The organism is Nocardia colli (assembly GCF_008704205.1).
GTDB lineage: Bacteria > Actinomycetota > Actinomycetes > Mycobacteriales > Mycobacteriaceae > Nocardia > Nocardia colli.
The window spans coordinates 265,382-288,181 of sequence record NZ_VXLC01000004.1 but is presented as its reverse complement, the minus strand read 5'-3'; the positions used below and the strand labels follow the sequence as shown (position 1 = coordinate 288,181).

The following is a 22,800-nucleotide window of genomic DNA, read 5'->3' as shown; positions in this document are numbered from 1 at the left end:
GACCCCGATCTCACCGGCGGCGTTCCCATTTACGCTTAGCCCATGGTGACTGTGGAAGAACTGTTCGCGATCGACTCCCTGCTGTCCGACGATGAGCGCGAGATCCGCGATGCCGTCGCGACCTTCGCGAATCAACGCTTGCGACCGCACATCGCGGACTGGTTCGAGGAGGGCACCTTCCCGGCCCGCGAGCTCGCGCCGCAGCTGGGTGAGGTCGGGCTGCTGGGCATGCATCTCGAGGGTTACGGCTGCGCGGGCATGTCGGCGACGATGTACGGCCTGGCCTGCCAGGAGCTGGAGGCCGTCGACTCCGGCGTGCGCAGCATGGTGTCGGTGCAGGGATCGCTGGCGATGACCGCGATCCACAAGTACGGCTCGGAGGAGCAGAAGCAGCAGTGGCTGCCGGAGATGGCGGCCGGCCGCGCGCTCGGCTGCTTCGGGCTCACCGAACCCGACTTCGGCTCCAACCCCGGCGGCATGCGGACCCGGGCCAAGCGCGACGGCGCCGACTGGGTGCTCAACGGCTCGAAGATGTGGATCACCAACGGCTCGGTGGCCGACGTCGCGGTGATCTGGGCGCAGACCGAGGACGAGGGCAAGCAGGTCATCCGCGGCTTCCTGGTGCCCACCGGGACGCCCGGGTTCAGCGCGCGGGAGATGCATCGCAAGCTGTCGCTGCGCGCCTCGGTGACCGCCGAACTGGACCTCGACGATGTCCGGCTGCCCGCCGACGCGGTGCTGCCGGAGTCGCGCGGGCTGGCCTCGCCGCTGGGCTGCTTGAGCGAGGCGCGGTTCGGGATCATCTTCGGCGCGCTCGGCGCGGCCCGCGACTGCCTGGCCTCGACCATCGAATACGCGCGCACCCGGGAGGTGTTCGACAAGCCGCTGGCCGGGTACCAGCTGACCCAGGCGAAGCTGGCGGACATGGCGCTGGAGTTCGGCAAGGGACAGCTGCTCGCGCTGCACCTGGGCCGGCTCAAGGATCGGCACGCGGTAACGCCCGAGCAGGTGAGTGCCGGGAAGTTGAACAGCACCCGGGAGGCCATCAAGATCGCCAGGGAGTGCCGCACCATCCTCGGCGCGAACGGCATCACGCTGGACTACCCGGTGCTGCGGCATGCGAACAACCTGGAGTCGGTGCTGACCTACGAGGGCACGGCCGAGGTGCATCAGCTGGTGCTCGGTCGCGCGCTGACCGACGCCAACGCCTTCCGGTAACCGGCGGCATCGACGGAATCAGTTCGCGGTCGCCGGAAATCGTATCCATACCGGACGGTCGCATTTATCGACACCGGCTGGCGAACTGATTCTCTCCCAATACTTTTCAATGCGGCGAGTTTGCTGTAACTCACTTTTCCGGCAAAACAGACTGGGTGAAGCGTCACAGTTCTATAAAGACTCGCCGATTGCTAGCATAGGAACATGTTTCTGCTCGGCCCCGCGTTGCTCGAAGTGTCGGCGCGCAAGATATTGACCCGCCTGCACAAGACGCACGGGATGCCGGCGCTTGCCGCGGCGGCGGAACTGCCCGCCCTTTCGGCGGCGCTGGACCAGCATGCGGCGGCCGTGCGCGACATTCTCGAACTCGGCGTCGAAGGCGCCGCGCGGGTGCCGATGAGCGTGCTGCTCGCGGGTTACGCGCGCGGACTGCTCGATCAAGTGCGCGAGGCCGCGGCCGAGCACGGCATGACCAGTGCCGCGCCGGGTGACCTCGGTAGCTGGGCGAACGCCGATTGGCTCCAGCTGCGCCTGGCGAGCGTGTGCCTGCACTCGTCCCAGCAGTTCGCCTGAACCCCTGACACAACGCGTCCGCCGCAGGCACAAGCCCACGGCGGACGCGTTTGTTGTGCGTGCCTAGCGCCGCTCGCCCGGGTCGCGGTAGCCCATGTACTCACCGGACTGCTCGTACGAGCCGCCGCCCTGCATCGCGCCCTGATCCCACTGCTGCGCGTGCTGGCCCTGGCCGCGGGTGGCCTGCTGATCCATCCATAGCTGCTCCCGCGAGGCATCCTCACGGCCGCGCGAGTACGCCTCCGCATGCCCCTTGACCGCGGGCATCTCCTCTTCCAGGCCGCTCAGCCAGCCCTCCCAGCGCTGCTGCATCGGCCGGACCATGCCGCCGCCGACGCCGACCACCAGAATGCCGCCGATGGTGGCGAGCACCGTGATCAGGATGGGCATGGTGACCGACATGGCCACACCGATCTGGTTCAGCGCGGCCACGATGCCGACGCCCCAGATGAACACCGCGGCGATCCGGCCGATCATCGCGCCGTAGGACAGCCCGCCGAGCATGTTGCCGACCAGGTCACGCACCGCGGACGCGATCGCGCCGGCGATCACCACGATGATGATGGCGACCGCGGCCTTCGGCAGCCAGGACACGATGCCGTCGAGCAGATCGCTCACCGGGTTCGGCCCGAACACGCCGAAACCGAGTTGCAGGGCGATCAGCAGAATCGCGTAGTAGGCCAGCTTCGCCAGCAGGTCGGAAGCGTCGTAGCGGCTGCGCGACATCATCTGCTTGAGCCCGCCGCGCTCGACCAGGCGGTCGAACCCGAGCCGGTCGAGCACCTTGTCCACGATCGTCGAGACGACCTTCGCGACGATCCAGCCGATGAGCAAGATGACGATGAATCCGGCCAGCTTGGGGACGAACGTGGCCACCGAACTCCACGCGTCCGAGAACCCCTTCTGGAAATCGATAGCCAAACTGGAGGTGTACATGCCCATCCCTTCGCTATCCGATTACGCCATGGCGGTTGCCGAGGCTGCTTCATGGCCGGTTATACCCTGGCCACATAACTCGAATCGTCTATTTGCAGATAATTTGCCACATTGCGACTTTCGGCGCGACCGCTAACCTGTCCGGCACGCGGGCGACGTACTCTCTACTCCGGCCACCCGAGACTGGTCGATCTTCCTCACAACCCCGGCCCACGCCATGAGGAGAAGATTGTTACGACCTGTCATCGCGGTGCCATCTCGATGTCACCGACACGCCGAGGTACGCGGCGCACGCTTATCCCGGATTCGGCATCAGGGCAATGCCTCCCGCCTGACGTCACCCGGAGGTGCACGATGAAGACCTTGTCAGCCGACCGATCATTGCCTGATCAACGCGAACTGGTCGCCGCCTTCGGCAGCCACGCCGGCGATCCGAACACCGACCATCCGCTGATCGACCTGGCCCGCCGGTTGGCCACGCTGCACCGGCAGCGGCACGGCAATCCGCTCGGGGCCGCCGGAATCGATTGCCGGCGCGCCGAATTGGTCGCCGCCATCGACAACTGGGTTGCCACTCAGCTCCCGCGCCGCAGCTGCACCGAGCATCTGCGCACCGGATCACTCGGCGCCACCGTCGATCGCATGGCCGCGGCGCACGCGCACGCCAGTCATCTGCTGCACACCGCCGAGAAAGTCTCCGACCTCCGCGTACACGCGGCGTGGTATCGGCTCGCCTCGCTGGCCGACGAATGGACGGATCTCATCGTGGGTGCGGTGCGAAAGGCGTAGTGCCGCAGGCCGGGTCAGGCCACCAGTTCGGGCTGCGCCAGCTGTAACTGCCGCGCCGAGAACCAGCGCATCGCCTTGGCCAGCAGCGGCAGCATCAACACCATGAGCAGCAGCCGCATGCTCTGCACGCAGGTGATCAGCGGCAGGTTCGCGTCCATCGACTCGGCCGTGGCCAGCACCGCGTTGATCCCGCCGGGCGTGGTCGCGAGGTAGATATCGGACAGCTCGAGATCTACGAAAGTTGCCACCGCGAAGGCGAGTCCCGCGACGATCGCGGACAACGCGACGATGGTGACCGTCATGCCGGGAATCATCCGGGCCATCTCGCGAACGACGGTGCGGGTGAAGCGAGTTCCGACCTCGAAGCCGATCAGCACGAACAGCAGATCCTTGAACAGGTTCGTCGGCGCGTACCCGTGGCTTACGCCCAACGCGGTGAGCACCGCGGTCATCAGCATCGGCCCGATCAGCGCGGGGCTCGGCAACCCGAGCCGCCGGCCCAGCTTGGTGCCGATGACGCACAGCATCACCGCGATGGACAACCCGGCGACCTGATCGCCGCGCCCGACGATCATCCAGAACGGCAGATCAGGATTGGTGACCGCGCCGCCGAGCGTCACCTTCTCGTTGCTCAGCCCGTCGCCGCTGTTGCTCAGCAGCGCCCCGAGGGCCGGCGCGCTCACCGCGACCAACGCGACCCGCAGGTACTGCATGAACGCCACCTGACGCGGATCGGCGTCCATATCGTCGGCCACCGCCACCACCGCGGCGGAACCGCCGGCCAGCAGCCCGAGCGTCGCGGTCGGCAGTTCGACGTGCGCGAAGCGGGCGAACACCACCGCGACCAGCAGGCTGATCAGCAGCGTCGCCACCGTCACCGCGAGCACCGGGATCAACGCCAGCCCGATACTCGACAGCAGCGAGATCTCCAGATAACTGCCCATCAACACACCGAGCATGGACTGCACGCCGCACGACAGCTGGCGGGGCATCGGCGCGGGCAACTTCCCGGCCAACGCGAGGGCGCCGCCGACGACGATCGCGAGAATCATCTGCGGCGCGGGAAAATTCACCCGATCGAGCAACTCGGCCCCGGCAAGCACCGAGGTAAGCAGAGCTACCCAACCGATCACTTGCCTCCGAGTCATACCTCGTAATCCTGGCCCTAGACGGTGAACAGACCGTTACAACTCCGTTATCGCGGTTAACGGCCGGTGTGATCCCGGCCGCAGGCACCAATCCCCAGTTCAGAACGGACATTTCCTAACGCCTGCAATGGTTCGTACTCAGTCCGGTTTCCAGGATACCGAGTCGAGCGAACTTGCAGTTCACAGCCGTTCGAACGCAGCGGCCGTGCGAATCGCACGGACCGCCGGACACCCACGTGTACTATTCGCCCGAACCACCCCCACCGCGGGAGCTCGGGCAAGGCCGGGCTGAGAGGGCGAACCCCAGCGCTTCGCCGACCGCATGAACCTGTCCGGGTAATGCCGGCGTAGGAAGAGCGTTTCGGGCATGTCTTCATCGACCCTGCACAACTCCGAACGGCACGAGGCCCCCTTCACCCTCGACGAGCCCGCCCCGAAGGTGCTGTCCTTCTGGGACCAGAGCGCATTCTGGGCAAACCTGGGTGTCAGCCTCATCGCCTTCTCCGGCGCGTACACCGTGCTGGCACCGAATTCCGACGGCGCACCGCAGATTTCCATCTCCGCGGGCATCCTCGCGATGATCGTCGGCACGGTCGTCGGCGGCCTGATGCTCGGCCTGGCGGCCATCCCCGGCGCCAAGACCGGCAAGCCGGCCATGGTCCTGCTGCGCGGCCTGTTCGGCGCGAAACTCAGTTATCTGCCCACCGTTTTGAACATCGCGCAGCTGATCGGCTGGGGCACCTTCGAATTGATCGTGATCGGCGACGCGGCCGACGAGCTGTTCGGCGGCGGTCCGCACTGGCTCTACGTGGTAGCGGCCGGCGTGCTCACCACGGCGCTGACCATCTGGCCGCTCGGTTCGGTGCGGCTGCTGCGCCGGTTCGTCACGGTCGGCGTGGTGATCGCGCTGATCTGGTTCTACATCCAGTTCTTCCGCACCGGCCTGCCCGATCTGTCGGCCAACCCCGGCCCGCACGGCAGCGGCCCGTTCGGCGCCGACTGGAACCTCTTCTGGATCGCCACCGATGCCGCGCTCGCGGTGTCCATCTCCTGGGTGCCGGTGGCCGCGGACTACACCCGGCACTCGCGCAGCACCGGCTCCGCGTTCGGCGCGGCCAGCGGGGCCTACGCGATCACCCAGATCGTGGCCTACACGCTCGGCCTGTTCGCGCTGGCCCGGGCGACCGGCGACGGTCAGTACTCGCCGTTCCTCCAGGTGAGTCTCGGCGGACTGTTCTTCTTCGTGTTCGTGCTGCGCGAGGCCGATCAGTCGTTCGCCAACGTGTACTCCACCGCCGTCTCGATCCAGAACCTCGCACCGCGCATCGACCGGCGGATCCTGTCGATCGGGCTCGGCGTGCTGATCACGGTGCTCGCGTTGCAGCTGAACATGGCCAACTACTTCGGCTTCCTCGGGCTGATCGGTTCGGTGTTCGTGCCGCTGCTCGGCGTGCTGGTCGCCGACTTCTTCCTGCGGGCGAAAGGCGACTGGAACACCGCCGACGACGCCCCGCCGCGCTGGGGGATGATCGTCGCCTGGCTGGCCGGGCTCTCGGTGTATCAGCTCATCAATCCCGGCGATGCCGGGGTGTGGACCACCTTCTGGGTAGACGTGCAGGAAAAGCTGCACTTCACCAAGCAGGCGTGGATGAGCGCGTCGCTGCTGTCGTTCCTCGCGGCGCTGGTGGTCGCGTGGGCGTTCGGCCGGATCTCGACCCTCCGGCGTGCTCGGGTAACCGACGGCGTATCCGGCTAGCTGCCACGATGGAGTGATGGGCGAGATCAGGATCGGCACGTCGGGGTGGGTGTATCCGCCCTGGCGTGGGGTCTTCTATCCGGAAGGCGTGACGCAGAAGCGTGAGCTTGCCTATCTGTCGCAACAGCTGAACAGCGTCGAGATCAACGGCTCGTTCTACGCGTTGCAACGCCCGTCGAGTTATCAGAATTGGGCGAGTCAGACGCCGGACGATTTCGTGTTCGCGGTGAAGGGCAGCAGATTCATCACGCACATGAAGCGGCTGCGCGACGGCGACGAATTGCTGGCGAACTTCCTCGCCTCCGGAATGCTCGCCCTCGGGCCCAAATTGGGCCCGATCCTCTGGCAGTTGCCGCCGAACTTCCAGTTCGATCCGGAGGTGCTGGCTAACTTTTTCAGCCACCTCCCCCGCACCACTACACAGGCCGCGGAAATAGCGAAACAGCATGACCACCGGGTGGATCCGGCCTACCCGACCACCGACGCGGACCGCCCGCTGCGGTACGCCTTGGAGATCCGCCACCCCAGCTTCGCCACGCCGGAATTCACCGACCTACTGACCAAGCACCAGATCGCGCTCGTAATCGCCGACGCCGCAGGCAAATTCCCGATGATCGAGGAGGTCACCGCGGACTTCGTCTACCTCCGGCTGCACGGCCACGACGAGCTCTACGTCAGCGGCTACACCGACGAGGGCCTCGACATGTGGGCCGACAAGATCCGCACCTGGTCTGCCCATCACGACGTCTACTGCTATTTCGACAACGACGCCAAGGTCATGGCCCCGCGCGACGCCCTCGCCCTGCGCGCCCGCCTCGAACAGACGCACGCCCCCTGACCTCCCGCACCAAGGCACGAAAGATCAAGAGGCGTGCGAGAACTCAGTGCCCGAGCGTGCCGATGCTCAGGAAGCCGAGCAGGTCGTGCCGGGTGATGACGCCGACCGGCTTGCCCTCCTCGACCACCATCAACGCGTCGGTGTCCGACAGCGCCTTGGTCGCGGCGGAGATCGGTTCGCCCGCGCCGATCAGCGGGAACGACGGGCTCATGTGCTTGCCGACCGAATCCGTCAGGTGCGCACGGCCTTCGAACACCGCCGAGAGCAGGTCGCGCTCCGAGACGCTGCCCGCGACCTCGCCCGCCATCACCGGCGGCTCCGCGCCGACCACGGGCATCTGCGAGACGCCGTACTCGCGCAGGATCTCGATCGCGTCGCGCAGGGTCTCCGACGGATGGGTGTGCACCAGGTCGGGCAGCTCGCCGGACTTGCCCCGCAGCACGTCGCCGACCAGCGGTTCGACCATGGAGCCGTCGAGCCGCTCGCGCAGGAAGCCGTAGGAGCTCATCCACTGGTCGTTGAAGATCTTGGACAGGTAGCCGCGGCCACCGTCCGGCAGCAGCACCACGACCACGGCGTCCGGGTCGCGCTTGGCGACCTCGATGGCCGCGACCACGGCCATGCCGCACGAGCCGCCGACCAGCAGGCCTTCCTCGCGGGCCAGGCGGCGGGTCATGTCGAAGGAGTCCGCGTCGGAGACCGCGATGATCTCGTCCGGGATGGCCGGGTCATAGGCGGACGGCCAGAAGTCCTCGCCCACACCCTCGACCAGGTACGGCCGACCGGTGCCGCCGGAGTACACCGAGCCCTCGGGATCGGCGCCGATGACCTTGACCTTGCCGCCGGACACCTCCTTGAGGTAGCGCCCGACGCCGGTGATCGTGCCGCCGGTGCCGACACCCGCGATGAAGTGGGTGACCTTGCCGTCGGTGTCGCGCCAGATCTCCGGGCCGGTGGTCTCGTAGTGGCTGTCCGGGCCGCCCGGGTTGGAGTACTGGTCCGGCTTCCACGCGCCGTCGATCTCGCCGACCAAGCGGTTGGACACGCTGTAGTAGCTGGCCGGATCCTCCGGCGCGACGGCGGTCGGGCACACCACGACCTCGGCGCCGTAGGCGCGCAGCACGTTGCGCTTGTCCTCGCTGACCTTGTCCGGGCAGACGAAAACGCAGTGGTAGCCGCGCTGCTGGGCGACCAGCGCGAGACCGACACCGGTGTTGCCGGAGGTGGGTTCGACGATGGTGCCGCCGGGGCGGAGCTGCCCGGACTTCTCCGCGGCGTCGATCATCTTCACCGCGATCCGGTCCTTGGAGCTACCACCCGGGTTCAGGTATTCGATCTTGGCCGCTACCAGTCCGGCATTCGGGCCTACAACAGAGTTCAACCGGACCAGCGGCGTATTGCCGATGAGGTCCACGACATGGTCGGCGATGCGCATGCGCCCCATAGTTCCAGATGGACCCGGTGTGAGTTGGCGCACGCCACGCGCAAGGCCGTCCGGCGCGACAAACCGGGATTCCAGCAAACCCCGATTTAGGATCCGAACCATGAAGCAGCCGAACATCGCCAGGGCCGGCGTTGTTCTGGCCGGAGCGGCCGTGGCCGCGCTGGTCGGACCGGGCGCGCAGGCGAACGCAGTCACCATCGAATTCCCGCAGGTGCCGACGCTCGCCTACGGCGGCTGGTGTGGGACGACCATCCGCACCTGGGCCGATGTCAGTGCAGCGTGGCCGGGCCGGGCCATCCTCAACATGCGCGCGCTGCCGGTGGTCGGCATCGGTCCCGGCGACTATCCGCTGGCGCCGCTGTGCGAGGTGCACACGAAGGTGGACTGGCGCAACACCACCACCGGTGCGGTGGGCCGGTACGAGGACACGATCGTCACCGGTCTCTACGGCAGCATCCAGTACGCGCTGTTCCAGGACACTGGGCCCGGCCACATCGAGGTCACGGTCAGCACCGACGCGGCCAGTATTCCGGCGCACGGCTGGTTCGACGTTCCGGCTGCGGCTGCCCCGCCTGCGTAAAGTCGGTACATTTTCTGTTGTGAGCGAGCGTCAGCGAGCGAACCAGGGATGCAGCGCGCCTGGGCGCACGACGGAACCGAGCGCCAGCGAGGTGGAGTCGTGAGCGCACCACGCATCGGCTGGCGTACGGCCGCGGTGACCGGTGCCGCAACAGTCCTGGCCGGTTCCGGAACCGGCGCTGCCTGGTGGGTGACCTCTCGACTGTTGATGGCGCAGGCCGGCGCGGCGCGTGGCGTCATCGGCCGCGACACCTCGAAACCTCCTGAAGCGGACGGCATCTACACCCCGGGCTGCCTGGTACCGGAGCGCTGGCGTTCGGGTAAGCAGGCGGATCTGCACCTGATGATCTTCGGTGATTCCACCGCGGCCGGGGTCGGCTGCCTGGTCGCCGACGAGGTGCCCGGCGTGCGCCTGGCCCGCGGCCTGGCGCTCGCTACCGGGCAGCGAATCCGGTTGAGCACCAAGGCGATCTCCGGCGCCACCTCCAAGGGACTGTCCGGTCAGGTGGACGCCATGTTCGTGGCCGGCCCGCCGCCGGACGCCGCGGTCATCCTGATCGGCGCCAACGACATCACCAAGAAGCATTCGGTCCGCGCGTCCGCGCGCCGGCTGGCCGCCGCGGTCGCCCGGCTGCGCACCGCGGACAGCGTCGTGGTGGTCGGCACCTGCCCGAATCTCGGCACGGTGACCGCGATTCCGCAGCCGCTGCGCACGGTGGTGCACAACTGGAGCGTGCGGCTGGCCAAGGCCCAGACCGTGGCCACCGCGGTGGCCGGCGGCCGACCGGTGCCGATGGGTTATCTGCTCGCGCCGGAATTCCGGGCGCAACCCGAACTCCTGTTCTCCGCCGACGGTTTCCACCCGTCGGCGGCCGGCTACGAACTGGCCGCCGCACAACTACTTCCGGTGCTGCTCGAGGCCCTGGACGAGGTGACCCCGCCTTCCCGTTCTCCGGGACGGGACGTAGATTCGGTAAGAACCCGCGAGTAACAACAGCGGTTCGCACGTTCCTTCCGACAAAGGAGTCCTCATGCCTGAGGCTGTCATCGTCTCGACCGCCCGCTCCCCCATCGGCCGGGCGGCCAAGGGATCGCTGGTCGACATGCGGCCCGACGATCTGACCACCCAGATCGTCCGCGCGGCGCTCGACAAGGTGCCCGCCCTGGACCCCGCCCAGATCGATGACCTGATCCTCGGCTGCGGTTCCCCCGGCGGCGAGTCCGGCTTCAACATGGCCCGGATCGTCGCGGTCCAGCTCGGCTACGACTTCGTGCCCGGCACCACCGTGCACCGCTACTGCGCGTCGTCGCTGCAGTCCACCCGGATGGCGTTCCACGCGATCAAGGCCGGCGAGGGTCACGCGTTCATCTCCGCGGGCGTCGAGACCGTGTCCCGCTACAAGAACGGCTCCGCCGACAGCTGGCCGAACACCCAGAACCCGCTCTTCGCCGAGGCGCAGGCGCGCACCGCGAAGACCGCCGAGGGCGGCGCGGGCATCTGGCACGACCCGCGCGAAGACGGCCTCATCCCGGACGCCTACATCGCGATGGGCCAGACCGCGGAGAACGTGGCCGGCTTCACCGGCATCACCCGCGAGGAGCAGGACCGCTGGGGCGTCCGGTCGCAGAACCGGGCCGAGGAAGCGATCAACAACGGCTTCTTCGAGCGCGAGATCACCCCGGTCACGCTGCCCGACGGCTCCGTCGTGTCCAAGGACGACGGCCCGCGCGCGGGCGTCACCTACGAGGCGGTCAGCAAGCTGAAGCCGGTCTTCCGCCCGGACGGCACGGTCACCGCGGGCAACTGCTGTCCGCTCAACGACGGCGCCGCCGCGCTGGTCATCATGAGTGACACCAAGGCCAAGGAACTCGGTCTGACCCCGCTGGCCCGCATCGTGTCCACCGGCGTCTCCGGCCTGTCCCCGGAGATCATGGGCCTCGGCCCGATCGAGGCGTGCAAGCGCGCGCTCGCGCTGGCCGGCAAGTCGATCGACGACATCGACCTGGTCGAGATCAACGAGGCGTTCGCGGTGCAGGTGCTCGGCTCGGCCCGCGAGCTGAAGATCGACGAGGACAAGCTGAACGTCTCCGGCGGCGCGATCGCGCTGGGCCACCCGTTCGGCATGACCGGCGCCCGCATCACCACCACGCTGATCAACAACCTGCAGACCCACGACAAGCAGTTCGGTCTGGAGACCATGTGCGTCGGCGGCGGCCAGGGCATGGCGATGGTCATCGAGCGCCTCAGCTGAGCTAGGTAGTACGCAGAAGGGCGGTCGTCCGGTTTCCGGGTGACCGCCCTTTCGCGTCTGCGGGATTGCGGCGACGATCACGTGGTGACCGACGGGCGGGCTGACCCCGATACGCAGAACGGGTGGCCACCGGAGACCGGTGACCACCCGTGGTCAGCTCAGCGGGTCGGAACCCGCTGTCGTCAGTCGTTGTTGAAGTAGCTCAGCAGTCGCAGGATCTCGACGTACAGCCAGACCAGGGTGACGGTCAGGCCGAGCGCGACGCCCCAGGCCGCCTTCTCCGGCGCCTGCGCGCGGATCAGCTGATCGGCGGCGTCGAAGTCGAGCAGGAAGCTGAACGCGGCGATCGCGATGACCACCAGGCTGAAGATGATCGCGAGCGGGCCGCCATCGCGCAGGCCGAGGCCGCCGGAGATGAAGAAGCTGGCGATCAGGTTGCCGACCACGAGGACGAGCACGCCGATCATCGCGCCGACGACCATCCGGGTGAAGCGCGGCGTCACGCGAATCGCGCCGGTCTTGTAGACGACCAGCATGCCCGCGAACACACCGAACGTGCCGAGCACGGCCTGCGCGATCATCGCGCTACCGCCGACCCCGCCGAACGAGATGTTGGTGAACATGAACGACAGCGCGCCGACGAACAGGCCCTCGAACACCGCGTAGGACAGCACGATGACCGGGTTGTCCATCTTCCGGGCGAAGGTCGCGACGAGCACCAGCACCAAGCCGACGAGGCCGCCGCCGATGACGAACAGCGGGGCCAGCGAGTGGTTCGCGTTGGTCAGGCCGTAGGAGATGATCGCCGACAGCGCGAGCACGCCGAGCGTGATGGCCGTCTTGGTCACCACGTCGTCGATGGTCATCGCGCGGGTCGCGGTGGGCTGCTGGTACGGCTGCGGCTGCTGATACTGCTGGCCGTACTGATTACCGAGTTGCTGGCCCATCTGGCCCGCCCCGGTCACGCCCGAACCGAAGTTGGCGTAGCCACTACCCTCTTGCCGGGGCAAGTTTCGGAAAACCGGATTGCTTGTGCTACGCACTTGCGTCCCTTTCTGGTCGTTGCCGCTGTTCGTCGAGCTCTCGCTCGAGAACCAACTGCTAGGTCCAACGTTTGCTGCGCGGCGCGAGTTCCCGAGGGAGTCGCCGACGCGGACAATTCGGACTCTACCGCTGTTGCGCGTCGTGCAGGCCACGCACGGACCGAGTGACCGTGAACTTGCGGTTGCGCCCGACCACGTCGGTGCGGCCGACCATGCGCTCGATCACACCTCGATAGTTGAGATGCGAGTTGAACACCGTCCACAGCTCGCCGCCCGGCCGCAGCACCCGGCCGGTCTCGGCGAACATCTTGATCGCCGATCCGGTGTGCACGGCGGCGCCGACGTGGAACGGCGGATTGCACAGCACGAGGTCGGCGCTGTTGTCCGCGGCCGAGGACATGGCGTCGTCGCGCACCACGGTCACCCGCTCCGCGACCCCGTTGACCGCCACGGTCGCCCGGGCGGAGGCCACCGCGGCCGCGGACTGATCGGTGCCGAGCACCCGGAGCGCGGGCCTGGCCCTGGCCAGGGCGACGGCCAGTATCCCGGTGCCGCAACCGAGGTCGATCGCCTCGCGGGCGTCGGGCTTCATCCACTTCAGGTGGTCCAGCAGGAATCGGGTGCCGATATCCAGTCGAGCGCCGGAGAAGGCGGCGCCGTGCGCGACCACGTCGATGCCGAGGTCGTCGAGCCGGTCGCGGACCGGGAACGGCGGGTCGCCGACCGGTTTCGGCCCGCTGACCAGCAGCGTGCGCGACTTCTGCCGGCCGCGGCTGGCCCGGACCTCGGAAAACGACTCGGCCAGAACGTCGTTCATCGATTTGGTCAGGTACTTGTCCCGGCCGCCGGCGAACACCACCACCTCGGGGTCGGCGTAACGCGCGATGGCGTCGGCGACCTCGGACAGTCCGGCGAGGGCACGGGGCAGGCGCAGCAGCACCACCCGGACGCCGGTCAGCAGCTCGGGGCCGAGTGGGAACGCGGTGTAGCGATCGGCGTAGCCGAGGGCGCGGGCATTGTTGGCCAGCGCGAGCTCGCCGGTCAGCAGATCCTGGTACACCCGGACGCCGCGCAGATCGTGCGCGGCGACCGCGCCGATGGTCAGCGCGCCGTACGCGTCACCGAGAATAGCTATCTTTCCGCTATCGGTGCTGGCGAGGGCTTCGTCGGCGACGTCGAGGATCAGCCGATCGGCGGCATCCACAGCGTAGAGGTTTAACGCCTCTACATCTGGATACCGCCGCAGCCGGCTCAGTACGTCCTCGATATCTGCCACGCCTCAAGTGTGCTAGATCGTTGCCCCAAGGTCACATCGGCCCCGGCAAACCGGCGCCAGCAAACCGCGCAGTCTCATGTGCGTTTGCCATAACTCATAGTGCCACAACAGGTTTCGCTCAATTGACGCCCGCTTTGCCGCCCGTGGGGGTCACCGCGTGCCATACCCCACCGACCCCTTGACCGAGCAGATCGCCCGCCTTCTGGTCCTTGGCGAAGAAGTAGACGGGCCAGCCCGCGATGGTGATTTGGCATGCGCCATCAGCACGTTCGACGAAGCCGACGAGTTGCGGGTCCACACCGGCGGCGTACACGGCCTGACCGCGCTGCACGAGCAGCGGCGGCCAGGTGGTGGCGCACGCGCCCGCGCAGTTCGACTTCGGCGGCCTCGCGGTGTCGTTGTCGAATCGGTACAGCGCGCGGTCCGTGGCCGTAACGTACTGTCCGACAGCGTTATTGTTCGCGATCGCGAGCTGAACGGCATTCGTGCCGGTCGGCGCCGTTCCGCTGTAGATCTCCAGCCAGCCTTGCGTCTTGGCCGGCGCCTGACGCTGCGGCGCACCCGCCGGAGCCACCGCCGAGGTCGTCGCTGCCACCGGAGCAGGCGCGGGCGCGGGCACCGCCTTCGCCGAGTCGGTGCTTCCGCACGCACTCAGCAAACCGGCGAGAATCACCGAGGCAGCGGCGAATGGCAGCGCGGCTCGCTGGAAGTGCTTGGTCGACAGCATTTTTCAGATCCTCCGGATCGATCGATGACGCGCGATTCGCGTCCGGTCATCGACAACTACGAGACAGCCCCGCGCCCGGTTCATCCGAAAGTACTTCCGATGGCAAACATCGAGAAACCCGCAAATCCCGCGCCACGGTCGGCTCGGGGTTTACCATCAGCCCCATGCGTAACAGGATGGTGTTGACCATCGCCGCGGCGACGGCACTGCTCGCGGGCTGCGGCGACGACGGATCCACCGCCGGCACCACCCCTGCGACGACCACCCCGTCCACCGCGACCGTGGCCGAAGCGCCCAAGGTCCCGCACGACGCCACGCCCAAACGCGGCCCGGCCTCCGGCGACGCGGGCCTGACCGTCACCGGCATCCGGATCGGCCACCAGCCCGGCTTCGACCGCGTCGTCTACGACCTCGGCGGCCAGGGCACCCCCGGCTGGATCGTGCAGTACGCCGACCGGGCCGTGCAGGACGGCAGCGGCAAGCCGGTCGACGTGGCCGGGAAATCCATTCTCGAGGTGCAGATCCTCGGCTCGGCCTATCCGTTCGACAGCGCCGTGACGCCGTACTCGGGACCCGACCCCGCGACCGATCCGAGCGCCCCCGGCATCGCGGGCGTGTACCGCAACACCGTGTTCGAGGGCACCACGCAGTCGTTCATCGGCGTGAACGCGGACCGGCCCGGGTTCGTCGTCAGCTCGCTGAGCAATCCGACGCGACTGGTCATCGACGTCGCCACCCCGTAGGTACCCGTACCGCCAGGGGGTATCGGAACCGGGCCGGCTCGGCGTCACTACACTGGCCGCGTGGTCGAACAGCACCTGCCGCTCCGCGCAACCGGGCTCGCCCGGGCGCTCGGCGTGCTGGTGCTCCTCGCCGGGATCGTGGCCATGCATGCGGCGGTGTTCGCGGTGCATGGGGAGGCGGCCGCCGCCGATCACCATGCGATGGCGGGTGGCGACCCGATCGGCGGCATCGGGCAGATGCGTGCCACTGCTGAGGCAAACCGCGAGTACGCCCGCATGAACGGGACACCGGCGAGTGCGTTCTCGCGCACCATGTCGGACGACATCACCCCGGATCCGATGTCGGTCGAGCACGGTATCGCCGGAAAAGATGGCCGAGGCCTTCTGGCGATGTCGATGGCCGTCACCGGGTCGGCTGTGCTGTCCGACGCCAATCATGTTGTGCCGAAACCGGATTGCGCAGGTGACGGATGCGGCGGCACGCACGGCGGAATGCACGGCTGCGTGTTCATCCTCGCCGCTGCCGCGCTCCTGTTGGCACTGGTACTGCTCTACCGGCTCGGCGTCGCCCGGCCGGGCAATGCGGTTGCGCGACTTCGCCATCGGCGGCCGCGGCGGGAACGCTCGCCGCCGTGGACCGTGCTCTCCCTAGCCGAATTGTCGATTCTGCGGATCTGACAGGTACCCGGCGACCCGCTCGAACGGTCGCCGTGTTCGCCCTGCCCACAATCCGATCATGCGCAATTCCCAAGGAGCACAACCATGTTCATCAGCCGTACCCGAACCATCGCCACGATCGTCGCCGGCGCCGCGGTTACCGCCCTCGTCCTGACCGGCTGTAGCGACAACGACTCCATGTCCGGTATGGATCACGGCACGTCCAGCACGCCCGCCTCCGCGAGCGCACCGGCGGCCCGCACCGACTTCAACGACGCCGACGTCACCTTCCTCCAGATGATGTATCCGCATCATGCCCAGGCGGTCGACATGGCGAAGCTGGTGCCGAGCCACAGCCAGAACCAGCAGCTACTCGCGCTCGCCGCGAACGTCGAGCAAGCCCAGGCACCGGAGATGCAGCAGATCACCACCCTGCTGCAAAGCTTCGGCAAGCCCGCCCCGACCGCGGGCGGTCACGGCGGCCACACCATGCCCGGCATGATGAGCGCCGACCAGATGACCGCCTTGCAGGCAGCCGCCGGCCCGGACTTCGACCGGCAGTGGCTGACCATGATGATCGAGCACCACACCGGCGCGGTCGCCATGGCCGAGACCGAGCTCGCCGGCGGCACGAACGCCGAATCGAAGACCTTGGCCCGCACCATCATCGACAGCCAGCGGGCGGAGATCGACACCATGCGCGGCATGCTCGGCCAGAGCTGATCCGACGGCCGGTCGCACCGGGATACCCCGCCGACCCCGGTGTGACCTGCCTCGGTCCGCACATATCAGTTGGTCATCGATATCGGTCCAGCCCGCCGAGCCGCCCGCCGCGCGGACGTACCGTCGAAATGTCCGGCATCTGCGAAGAGAGGGACCGAGCATGCGACGACTGGAACGCGCGGGCCTCACCGCCGCCGCGGCGGCGACCGCGATCGGCGTGCTGATCATCGGCGCCTGCTCGCAGCAGGTTTCCGGGACCGCCCAGGTCAACCGGTCCGACCTGGCCGCTTACACCTCCGACGTGACCGCGTCCTCGATCGCGGCCTCGGCGGCCCGCACCGCCGCCATCGAACGCGCCACCGACTCGGCCTGCGACGCCTTCGTCGCCGCGAACGGCAACTCGATTCGCGACTTCAACGCCTACATCGCGCTCAGCAACGACAAGGGCCCCAACGATCCGGAGGCGAACGGCAAGGCCGACATCGCCGTCGGCACCCTGCACGACGGCGCGGGCGCGGTCGACCGGAAGGTGACCGCGGACGTGCCGTCGAACATCGCCGACGTGCTGCACGCCTACCGCGACGACAGCAACGCCCTCGCCGACACGGTCGCCCGCCGCGCCGACACCGACACGCTCAACGGCACCATCGACAAGTTCAACGCCACCAAGAACACCGCCCTCGCCGCCTGCGCCGGCCACGGCACCCGCTAAGCCGCGCCGCTCTGCTCGAAGAACTTCTCCAGCAGCGCGTTGAACGGCGCACCGGTGTCGGGCACCAGGTGTCCCATCCCCGCGCACACCGCGCGTTCGGCGCCGGTCTGTTCGGCGATGGCGTCACAGATGATCTCGTTCGACTCCATGTGCCCGCCGGAGATCACCAGGATCGGAAAGTCCGCCGCCCGTAGCAGTTCCATGGGCGGCGCGGCCTCGTCCGGCGGTCGTGCGCCCTGTAGCCGCCGCATCCCGTCGATCAGCACCCGCGGCACCGGCTCGCCGAGGGCGACGGGCACGCCTTCGACATCGAAGAAGCGCGCCAGCGCGGCCGCCGGCGACAGATCGGGGTCTTCGATCAGCGCGCGCGTCGCGGCGGACACCCAGTCGACCGCGGGGTTCCCGCGGGCGATGCCGAACAGCGGCGGCTCGACGATGGTGAGTGATCGGACGTGCTCCGGCCGCAGCGCCGCGGCATACATCGACACGATCCCGCCGTAGGACAACCCGACCAGATGCACCGGGCGATCGAGCAGCTGATCGGCGAGCAGCCGGGCTTCCGGCTCGAAATCCTGCCGGCCCGCGGCGGGTGTGCCGCCGTGACCTGGGCGGTCCGGTGCGAGCAGGGTCCACCGCTCGGTCAACGGCCGCTGCGCGCGCCAGGCTTCGCGGCCGCCGAGAATCCCGCCGTGCACCAGCACGACCGGTGGCCCATCGCCCCATCGGTGCACATGCAACCGGACATCGGAATTCGTCGGATCCATCATCGATCTCCTCCGGAGTTCAGACTTTACCGAGGTGTGCTGGGCGGGCCGCACTTCTCCATGTTGACCTGGGTCATGTGCAGGCTGGCCTGGGCGATGTCCGGGCCGACGGAGTCGATTGTGGCCTGTCCCTTCGAGATCGCCCGGTAGCCCGCGCTGATCTTCTCGATATCGCCGGCCACCTCGGCCGGCGCGTCGCCCTTGATCTGATCGAAGAGGTCGGCGGTCTGCCCGTAGTCGAGCTTGCTGATGTCCGACTTCGCGCCCAGTTCCCTTGTCTTGAGCGACAACTGGATCATCTGCTGGCAGTAGTCACCCGGCGTGCCCGGGCTCTGCGCTGCCGCTGCCGCGGAGCTACTGGTGGCCGGGGCTGCGCTGGTGCTCTTGTCGTCGGAGCAGGCCGCGCCCGCGCCGGCGACGAGGACAGTGAGCGCGATCGTGCAAAGTGTTCGGCGATTCATGGACGTTCCTCCGAGCATCGTTGGCTTGTGCTGCGGTAGATACTCCGGGGCACACGTCTCACCGACCTTTCACCCGCATCTCAGCGAACTACCGCCGGTAGTTCACCGATCGAGCGCGCCGCAGCACCCCACTCACGCTCCGGGCGGGACGATGACCTGCCAGGCGGGTGCGTCCTGGGGCGCGGCGCTGCCTCGCTTGCGTCCACGCAATAGATCGAAGGTGACGAGTGCCGCGCCCGCGACCAAGGTCACTGCGGCGAAGATCGTGATGGCGAGGGCCGCGGCGCCGAATCCCCATGTCGCGACCACCGCGGCGACGACGGCGATGACCACGCCGATGAAGAGCAGGCCGAAGCCGGCCCAGTTCCGCGTGTTGGCCAACGTTTCGCCTGGCTGTGGCTCCGTGGTGCGGGTGATGTCCGCGGCGTCATCGAGCGGGGGAATCTCGTACGGACCGTCGACTGTCATGCTGGTTTACCTCACGCCGCGATACCGGCTGGTCGGCCGGTACCTGATGCGACAATTATGCCCCGATCGCTTCATCCGAAACCCGGCGCGGCGAGCCGGATCAGTTGTAGGACTTGCCGACTCCGTCGAGCAGTCGCTCCAGCGTGTCGAACGTGGGCGTGGTGATCACGTCGATGAGATCGGCGGCGACCGGGATCTTGTGCTCGGTGGTCACCGCGGCGAACTGCGCCGCGTCGCCGGTGCGGAAGCCGTGCACCGCGGCGAGGCGTTGCAGTTCCGGATCGGTGGACAGCAGGCGGCCGATCCGGTCGCCCGCCTCGCCCAACGCCACCAGCGTGTGCCGGGACATGATGGTCGGCGACGGGTACAGCAGCGTCATGTCCGGCTTTATCTGGCCGCGCACGGTGGCGTCCACGAACTGCGACTCGTAGATCCAGACCATCGGCGTCGGGCCCATACCGGAGGCGAGGTAAGCGTCGAAGGGGCCTTCGCTACTGCTCTGCGTGTAGCCCTGACCGACGAAAAGCCTTGACACCGTTGGGATTACGTCCTGCTCGGCGGATGTGCCCTGCACGATCGTGTTGTTGTTCGCGACGTAGCCCGCGATCGCCAGGTACATCGCCGCGGAGTTCGAACTGCGCGGGTCGGTCGTGGAGATCAGCACGTTCTTGCGCACCGCGTACGCGGTGTTGTCGGCGAGCTGGTCCCACCGCGTGTTGTTGCCGACCATGCGCAGGTAGGGCGCCATGTCGAAGGTCGGCACCGGACCCTGGTGCACCACACCGGCTTTGGCGAGCAGATCCGCGATCGGCGTGAAGGTCGCGATCGCCATCGGCGAGGAGAACGGAATGTACTTCGCGCTCACGTTGCGCTGCCGTTGGATTCGTTCCGCCGCCTGCTCACTCGACGGGAACGCGAACTCGTACTTCCCGAGATCCACCGAGGTGGCGATCTCCCGCGACCCCGCCGAGTCCACCTCGACCTTGATTCCGTTGCGCGCCAACACCTCTGCCACCTTGGGATCCTGGAAGAACGACATCTTCTCGGACCCGACCACTCCGCGCACCAGCGTCAGCGACGACACCCCGGGCGCCGCCGCCTGCGGAGCCGGACTCGGCTGCCGCACCGCCAACGCCACCGTCACCACGGTCACCACCACCAACGCCGCGACTACCGCGGCAACCGCCGCGGGCGCGAAACGCTTGTTCGCCGAACATGTTTCACGAAACGCGGCAGGCAATCGCCCCTCGCCCGATTCCGCTTTGTGCTTAGCCCTGCGCGTCCGCGCGGTATCGGGACCGGCAGCATCAGCCACCTCTCCCCCGCCTTCCAACTGCCGACGCACATACCGCTCAACCAGAATGGGAATGAACGTCCGCACCGGATGCCCGTCGAACCGCCGCCGAGCCGCCCCCACCAACCCCTCGATGTGCTCCGCAGAGTAAGTGCCGCCGAAGTTTTCGACCAACCGCTCCGTCAACTGAAGGATCGCCTGTTCCTCACGAACAGTGTCGACAACCACCACATTCTCCTCGACATCCCAGCGGCCTACACATCCCCGCGACAGGTCCCCAACCCCATCGCGCCGGCCAACCCTAGCCCCATCCCACCCCCCGCCACCTGCCCCGATCGCCCCCACCCACAGAATTCAACCCCCCACCCCCAACCCGAAACCCCCCGTTGCGCCCCCGTTTCCCCCACCGAACCGCCCACCGTAGAAGCGAGGGGCTATCGTCGGGCTGGAGTCCCTGGTTAAGGAGAACGCTTATGCCTCGTACTGCTGTTGTTACCGGTGCTTCGTCCGGGATCGGGAAGGCGACGGCCGCGGCGTTGGTGGCGCGGGGGTATCGGGTGATCGGGACGAGCCGGAAGCCGGAGGGGGTTTCCGATGAGGCTCGGGTGGCGGGGGTGGAGTATCGGGCGCTCGATTTGACCGATGCCGGGTCGATCGAGGCGTTCGTGGCCGGGCTCGGGGACGTGGATGTGCTGGTCAACAATGCCGGGGAGAGTCAGGCGGGGCCGTTGGCGGAGCTGCCGACGGACGCGGTGGAGCGGCTGTTCCGGCTGAATGTGCTCGGGCCGGTCGCGCTGACCCAGGCGGTGCTGCCGGGGATGCGGGAGCGCGGGTACGGGCGGGTGGTGATGGTGGGGTCGATGATCGCCAGCTTCCCGATGCCGTATCGCTCGTCCTACGGCGCGACCAAGGCGGCGCTGAAGGGTTTCGCGGTGGCGGCGCGGTTCGAGGAGTCGCCGTTCGGCGTGTGGATCTCGACTGTCGAACCGGGACAGATCAATACGGGCCTGCGCGAGCGCCGGACGAAGTATCTGAACGAAGGTTCGCCGCACACCGCCGATTTCACCAGGTTCATCGCGAAACTGGATGAGGCACAAGGGAAAGGCATCACCGCCGAACGGGTGGCCGACACGATCGTGCAGGCCGTCGAGGCGGACCGCCCGCGCCCGCTCTACGCCGTCGGCAGCAATGCTCCGGTGATGTTCGCGGTGCGCAGGCTGCTACCGCGCACGGTGATGGAACGCCTCATCGCGCGCGTGCACGGCCTGTCGCGCTAGCCGCTCAGTCGGTCGCGACCTGCGCCTGCCACATCCAGTGCAGCTGCTCGAGCCGCGCCGCGAAGCCGATGAGCAGGTCCTGCGTGACCGGGTCGGCTTTCTCGGTCGCCTCGATCCGCTCCCGCAGCCCCTTGATCACGGCGGTCAGGTTGCCGACGATCCCGTCGATCACGGCGGTGTCCTGCTGCCAGCCGTCGGGGAAACCGAGCGCACCGGTCTCCTTCGCGACGGTCGCCGCGCGCCCGTCCGGGCTCACGCCGACCGCGGTCGCCCGCTCGGCCGCGGCATCGGTGAAGTCCCTTGCCGCGGTGACCAATTCGTCCAGTGCCAAGTGCACCGACCGGAAGTTCCGGCCGATCACGTTCCAGTGCGCCTGCTTGGCGATCAGCGACAGGTCGATCAGATCGATCACGGTGGCGCGCAGCGCCTCCCCCGCGATCTTCTGCTGCTCCGCATCGAGGGTGCTGGTGATGGGCTGGCTCATCGTTCACGCCTTTCTGGTCGGATCCATGTCACCCACCGTCTACCCGCACCACACGACCTAAACGTCAGCAGTGACAAGCGCCATGTCCTGTCGGCACCCTCTGATAGCGTCCGCCGCGTGCGTGACCTTCCCACCGCGGCCGACGAAGCCCGGTTCTGGACCATTATCGAATCGGCCTGGCAGTTGACCGGCGACGAATCCGCTGCCCTCCGGAAAGGCTTGATCAACCGGGAAAACGACGACGTCGCCTACGCCCTGGACAAGCACCTGCCCGCTTTTCTCGACCACCTGCACGCGCTGAGCGAGCCGCTGTCGACCGAGGACCTGACCACCCTGGACCGCGTCTTGGAGCGCAAGCTCTACGACCTCGACCGCGCCGACATCCACGAGGTCACCGACGGCTCGGACGACGGATTCCTCTACTGCCGCGGCTTCATCGTCGCGATGGGCCAGGATTTCTACGACGCCGTGACCACCGATCCTGCCGTGGCCGTGGTCGACGCGGAATGCGAAAGGATGTGCTACTTCTTCGCCCACGTGCACAACAATCGCGTCGGCGGCTTCCCGCAAACCGGCTCCGGCATCTCCCGTGAGTCCTTCTCCAACCCGGCAGGCTGGAACTGACGGTCCGATGACGC

25 protein-coding genes and 1 riboswitch are annotated in these 22,800 nt (G+C 67.7%); of the genes, 14 read left to right on the top strand and 11 right to left on the bottom strand.

Annotated elements, in window-relative coordinates; translation table 11 throughout:
* Positions 1-42 precede the first annotated feature (42 nt).
* Both F3087_RS13240 and F3087_RS13235 read left to right on the top strand, forming a co-directional pair.
* Positions 43-1,218 (top strand): acyl-CoA dehydrogenase family protein, encoded by a 1,176-nt coding sequence (locus F3087_RS13240; protein ID WP_150402210.1) that lies wholly within the window; start codon positions 43-45, stop codon positions 1,216-1,218.
* 204 nt (positions 1,219-1,422) lie between these two features.
* Positions 1,423-1,791, top strand: a complete 369-nt coding sequence (locus tag F3087_RS13235; protein ID WP_150402209.1) for a DUF6401 family natural product biosynthesis protein — start codon at positions 1,423-1,425, stop codon at positions 1,789-1,791.
* A gap of 63 nt (positions 1,792-1,854) precedes the next feature.
* Here F3087_RS13235 and F3087_RS13230 read toward each other — a convergent pair whose 3' ends face one another.
* Entirely contained in the window at positions 1,855-2,727 is an 873-nt protein-coding gene (locus tag F3087_RS13230) for a mechanosensitive ion channel family protein (RefSeq protein ID WP_150402208.1), read from the bottom strand.
* 354 nt (positions 2,728-3,081) lie between these two features.
* On the opposite strand from F3087_RS13230, the gene F3087_RS13225 reads away from it, so the two are divergent.
* Complete coding sequence (locus F3087_RS13225; protein ID WP_150402207.1) at positions 3,082-3,516, top strand: DUF4254 domain-containing protein; 435 nt, start codon at positions 3,082-3,084, stop codon at positions 3,514-3,516.
* Positions 3,517-3,530: 14 nt separating this feature from the next.
* Here the strand turns inward: F3087_RS13225 and F3087_RS13220 are convergent, their stop codons facing one another.
* Positions 3,531-4,664, bottom strand: coding sequence for an AbrB family transcriptional regulator (locus tag F3087_RS13220; protein WP_150402206.1), 1,134 nt, complete (start codon positions 4,662-4,664; stop codon positions 3,531-3,533).
* Between the two features lie 255 nt (positions 4,665-4,919).
* A riboswitch (TPP riboswitch) is annotated at positions 4,920-5,035 on the top strand.
* On the opposite strand from F3087_RS13220, the gene F3087_RS13215 reads away from it, so the two are divergent.
* Both F3087_RS13215 and F3087_RS13210 read left to right on the top strand, forming a co-directional pair.
* Positions 5,032-6,420, top strand: a complete 1,389-nt coding sequence (locus F3087_RS13215; RefSeq protein ID WP_150402205.1) for a purine-cytosine permease family protein — start codon at positions 5,032-5,034, stop codon at positions 6,418-6,420. Its footprint overlaps the riboswitch before it by 4 nt.
* 16 nt (positions 6,421-6,436) lie before the next feature.
* On the top strand, positions 6,437-7,258 hold the full coding sequence (locus F3087_RS13210) for a DUF72 domain-containing protein (RefSeq protein WP_150402204.1): 822 nt from the start codon (positions 6,437-6,439) through the stop codon (positions 7,256-7,258).
* Between the two features lie 43 nt (positions 7,259-7,301).
* Here F3087_RS13210 and F3087_RS13205 read toward each other — a convergent pair whose 3' ends face one another.
* Positions 7,302-8,693 carry a cystathionine beta-synthase gene (locus tag F3087_RS13205; protein WP_150402203.1) on the bottom strand — a complete coding sequence of 464 codons (1,392 nt, stop codon included), beginning with the start codon at positions 8,691-8,693 and terminating at the stop codon, positions 7,302-7,304.
* Positions 8,694-8,802: 109 nt separating this feature from the next.
* Between F3087_RS13205 and F3087_RS13200 the strand changes: the two genes are divergently transcribed.
* The 3 genes from F3087_RS13200 (at position 8,803) to F3087_RS13190 (ending at position 11,533) form a co-directional block, all read left to right on the top strand.
* Complete coding sequence (locus F3087_RS13200) at positions 8,803-9,282, top strand: hypothetical protein (protein WP_150402202.1); 480 nt, start codon at positions 8,803-8,805, stop codon at positions 9,280-9,282.
* A 99-nt stretch (positions 9,283-9,381) separates the two neighbouring features.
* Positions 9,382-10,272 carry an SGNH/GDSL hydrolase family protein gene (locus F3087_RS13195; protein WP_223885051.1) on the top strand — a complete coding sequence of 297 codons (891 nt, stop codon included), beginning with the start codon at positions 9,382-9,384 and terminating at the stop codon, positions 10,270-10,272.
* Between the two features lie 40 nt (positions 10,273-10,312).
* Positions 10,313-11,533 carry an acetyl-CoA C-acetyltransferase gene (locus F3087_RS13190; protein ID WP_150402200.1) on the top strand — a complete coding sequence of 407 codons (1,221 nt, stop codon included), beginning with the start codon at positions 10,313-10,315 and terminating at the stop codon, positions 11,531-11,533.
* 182 nt (positions 11,534-11,715) lie between these two features.
* Here F3087_RS13190 and F3087_RS13185 read toward each other — a convergent pair whose 3' ends face one another.
* From F3087_RS13185 to F3087_RS13175, 3 genes are all read right to left on the bottom strand, one after another.
* Positions 11,716-12,576 carry a Bax inhibitor-1/YccA family protein gene (locus F3087_RS13185; RefSeq protein WP_150402199.1) on the bottom strand — a complete coding sequence of 287 codons (861 nt, stop codon included), beginning with the start codon at positions 12,574-12,576 and terminating at the stop codon, positions 11,716-11,718.
* A gap of 124 nt (positions 12,577-12,700) precedes the next feature.
* Positions 12,701-13,852 carry a class I SAM-dependent methyltransferase gene (locus F3087_RS13180; RefSeq protein WP_150402198.1) on the bottom strand — a complete coding sequence of 384 codons (1,152 nt, stop codon included), beginning with the start codon at positions 13,850-13,852 and terminating at the stop codon, positions 12,701-12,703.
* 118 nt (positions 13,853-13,970) lie between these two features.
* Complete coding sequence (locus tag F3087_RS13175) at positions 13,971-14,579, bottom strand: hypothetical protein (protein ID WP_150402197.1); 609 nt, start codon at positions 14,577-14,579, stop codon at positions 13,971-13,973.
* 164 nt (positions 14,580-14,743) lie between these two features.
* Between F3087_RS13175 and F3087_RS13170 the strand changes: the two genes are divergently transcribed.
* From F3087_RS13170 to F3087_RS13155, 4 genes are all read left to right on the top strand, one after another.
* Positions 14,744-15,322 carry an AMIN-like domain-containing (lipo)protein gene (locus tag F3087_RS13170; RefSeq protein ID WP_150402196.1) on the top strand — a complete coding sequence of 193 codons (579 nt, stop codon included), beginning with the start codon at positions 14,744-14,746 and terminating at the stop codon, positions 15,320-15,322.
* A 60-nt stretch (positions 15,323-15,382) separates the two neighbouring features.
* A complete protein-coding gene (locus F3087_RS13165; RefSeq protein ID WP_150402195.1) occupies positions 15,383-16,000 on the top strand; it encodes a DUF6153 family protein in 618 nt (205 codons plus the stop codon).
* A gap of 84 nt (positions 16,001-16,084) precedes the next feature.
* On the top strand, positions 16,085-16,702 hold the full coding sequence (locus tag F3087_RS13160; RefSeq protein ID WP_150402194.1) for a DUF305 domain-containing protein: 618 nt from the start codon (positions 16,085-16,087) through the stop codon (positions 16,700-16,702).
* Between the two features lie 160 nt (positions 16,703-16,862).
* Complete coding sequence (locus F3087_RS13155) at positions 16,863-17,414, top strand: hypothetical protein (RefSeq protein ID WP_150402193.1); 552 nt, start codon at positions 16,863-16,865, stop codon at positions 17,412-17,414.
* Here F3087_RS13155 and F3087_RS13150 read toward each other — a convergent pair.
* The 4 genes from F3087_RS13150 to F3087_RS13135 all read right to left on the bottom strand — a co-directional run bounded on the left by F3087_RS13150 (position 17,411) and on the right by F3087_RS13135 (position 20,629).
* The gene (locus F3087_RS13150; RefSeq protein WP_223885050.1) at positions 17,411-18,181 is read right to left on the bottom strand and encodes an alpha/beta fold hydrolase; all 771 of its coding nucleotides are present in this window, start codon (positions 18,179-18,181) and stop codon (positions 17,411-17,413) included. The two genes, F3087_RS13155 and F3087_RS13150, sit on opposite strands and share 4 nt — an antisense overlap.
* Positions 18,182-18,204: 23 nt before the next feature.
* Entirely contained in the window at positions 18,205-18,639 is a 435-nt protein-coding gene (locus F3087_RS13145; RefSeq protein ID WP_150402192.1) for a hypothetical protein, read from the bottom strand.
* 132 nt (positions 18,640-18,771) lie between these two features.
* The gene (locus tag F3087_RS13140; protein ID WP_150402191.1) at positions 18,772-19,107 is read right to left on the bottom strand and encodes a hypothetical protein; all 336 of its coding nucleotides are present in this window, start codon (positions 19,105-19,107) and stop codon (positions 18,772-18,774) included.
* A 100-nt stretch (positions 19,108-19,207) separates the two neighbouring features.
* A complete protein-coding gene (locus F3087_RS13135; protein WP_396897546.1) occupies positions 19,208-20,629 on the bottom strand; it encodes a three-helix bundle dimerization domain-containing protein in 1,422 nt (473 codons plus the stop codon).
* Positions 20,630-20,874: 245 nt separating this feature from the next.
* Here F3087_RS13135 and F3087_RS13130 point away from each other — a divergent pair, with 245 nt between their 5' ends.
* Positions 20,875-21,678 (top strand): SDR family oxidoreductase, encoded by an 804-nt coding sequence (locus tag F3087_RS13130; protein WP_150402189.1) that lies wholly within the window; start codon positions 20,875-20,877, stop codon positions 21,676-21,678.
* Between the two features lie 4 nt (positions 21,679-21,682).
* Here the strand turns inward: F3087_RS13130 and F3087_RS13125 are convergent, their stop codons facing one another.
* Complete coding sequence (locus tag F3087_RS13125; RefSeq protein ID WP_150402188.1) at positions 21,683-22,162, bottom strand: Dps family protein; 480 nt, start codon at positions 22,160-22,162, stop codon at positions 21,683-21,685.
* Between the two features lie 117 nt (positions 22,163-22,279).
* On the opposite strand from F3087_RS13125, the gene F3087_RS13120 reads away from it, so the two are divergent.
* Positions 22,280-22,786 carry a DUF4240 domain-containing protein gene (locus F3087_RS13120; RefSeq protein WP_150402187.1) on the top strand — a complete coding sequence of 169 codons (507 nt, stop codon included), beginning with the start codon at positions 22,280-22,282 and terminating at the stop codon, positions 22,784-22,786.
* Positions 22,787-22,800: the final 14 nt, after the last annotated feature.

What these genes read in the sequence shown, in the direction of transcription:
- F3087_RS13150 (WP_223885050.1), bottom strand. Translation starts at nt 18,181, where the DNA reads ATGATGGATCCGACGAATTCCGATGTCCGGTTGCATGTGCACCGATGG.
- F3087_RS13130 (WP_150402189.1), top strand. Translation starts at nt 20,875, where the DNA reads ATGCCTCGTACTGCTGTTGTTACCGGTGCTTCGTCCGGGATCGGGAAG.
- F3087_RS13225 (WP_150402207.1), top strand. Translation starts at nt 3,082, where the DNA reads ATGAAGACCTTGTCAGCCGACCGATCATTGCCTGATCAACGCGAACTG.
- F3087_RS13190 (WP_150402200.1), top strand. Translation starts at nt 10,313, where the DNA reads ATGCCTGAGGCTGTCATCGTCTCGACCGCCCGCTCCCCCATCGGCCGG.
- F3087_RS13175 (WP_150402197.1), bottom strand. Translation starts at nt 14,579, where the DNA reads ATGCTGTCGACCAAGCACTTCCAGCGAGCCGCGCTGCCATTCGCCGCT.
- F3087_RS13145 (WP_150402192.1), bottom strand. Translation starts at nt 18,639, where the DNA reads ATGAATCGCCGAACACTTTGCACGATCGCGCTCACTGTCCTCGTCGCC.
- F3087_RS13210 (WP_150402204.1), top strand. Translation starts at nt 6,437, where the DNA reads ATGGGCGAGATCAGGATCGGCACGTCGGGGTGGGTGTATCCGCCCTGG.
- F3087_RS13215 (WP_150402205.1), top strand. Translation starts at nt 5,032, where the DNA reads ATGTCTTCATCGACCCTGCACAACTCCGAACGGCACGAGGCCCCCTTC.
- F3087_RS13155 (WP_150402193.1), top strand. Translation starts at nt 16,863, where the DNA reads ATGCGACGACTGGAACGCGCGGGCCTCACCGCCGCCGCGGCGGCGACC.
- F3087_RS13220 (WP_150402206.1), bottom strand. Translation starts at nt 4,664, where the DNA reads ATGACTCGGAGGCAAGTGATCGGTTGGGTAGCTCTGCTTACCTCGGTG.
- F3087_RS13125 (WP_150402188.1), bottom strand. Translation starts at nt 22,162, where the DNA reads ATGAGCCAGCCCATCACCAGCACCCTCGATGCGGAGCAGCAGAAGATC.
- F3087_RS13140 (WP_150402191.1), bottom strand. Translation starts at nt 19,107, where the DNA reads ATGACAGTCGACGGTCCGTACGAGATTCCCCCGCTCGATGACGCCGCG.
- F3087_RS13160 (WP_150402194.1), top strand. Translation starts at nt 16,085, where the DNA reads ATGTTCATCAGCCGTACCCGAACCATCGCCACGATCGTCGCCGGCGCC.
- F3087_RS13200 (WP_150402202.1), top strand. Translation starts at nt 8,803, where the DNA reads ATGAAGCAGCCGAACATCGCCAGGGCCGGCGTTGTTCTGGCCGGAGCG.
- F3087_RS13230 (WP_150402208.1), bottom strand. Translation starts at nt 2,727, where the DNA reads ATGTACACCTCCAGTTTGGCTATCGATTTCCAGAAGGGGTTCTCGGAC.
- F3087_RS13205 (WP_150402203.1), bottom strand. Translation starts at nt 8,693, where the DNA reads ATGCGCATCGCCGACCATGTCGTGGACCTCATCGGCAATACGCCGCTG.
- F3087_RS13240 (WP_150402210.1), top strand. Translation starts at nt 43, where the DNA reads ATGGTGACTGTGGAAGAACTGTTCGCGATCGACTCCCTGCTGTCCGAC.
- F3087_RS13235 (WP_150402209.1), top strand. Translation starts at nt 1,423, where the DNA reads ATGTTTCTGCTCGGCCCCGCGTTGCTCGAAGTGTCGGCGCGCAAGATA.
- F3087_RS13170 (WP_150402196.1), top strand. Translation starts at nt 14,744, where the DNA reads ATGCGTAACAGGATGGTGTTGACCATCGCCGCGGCGACGGCACTGCTC.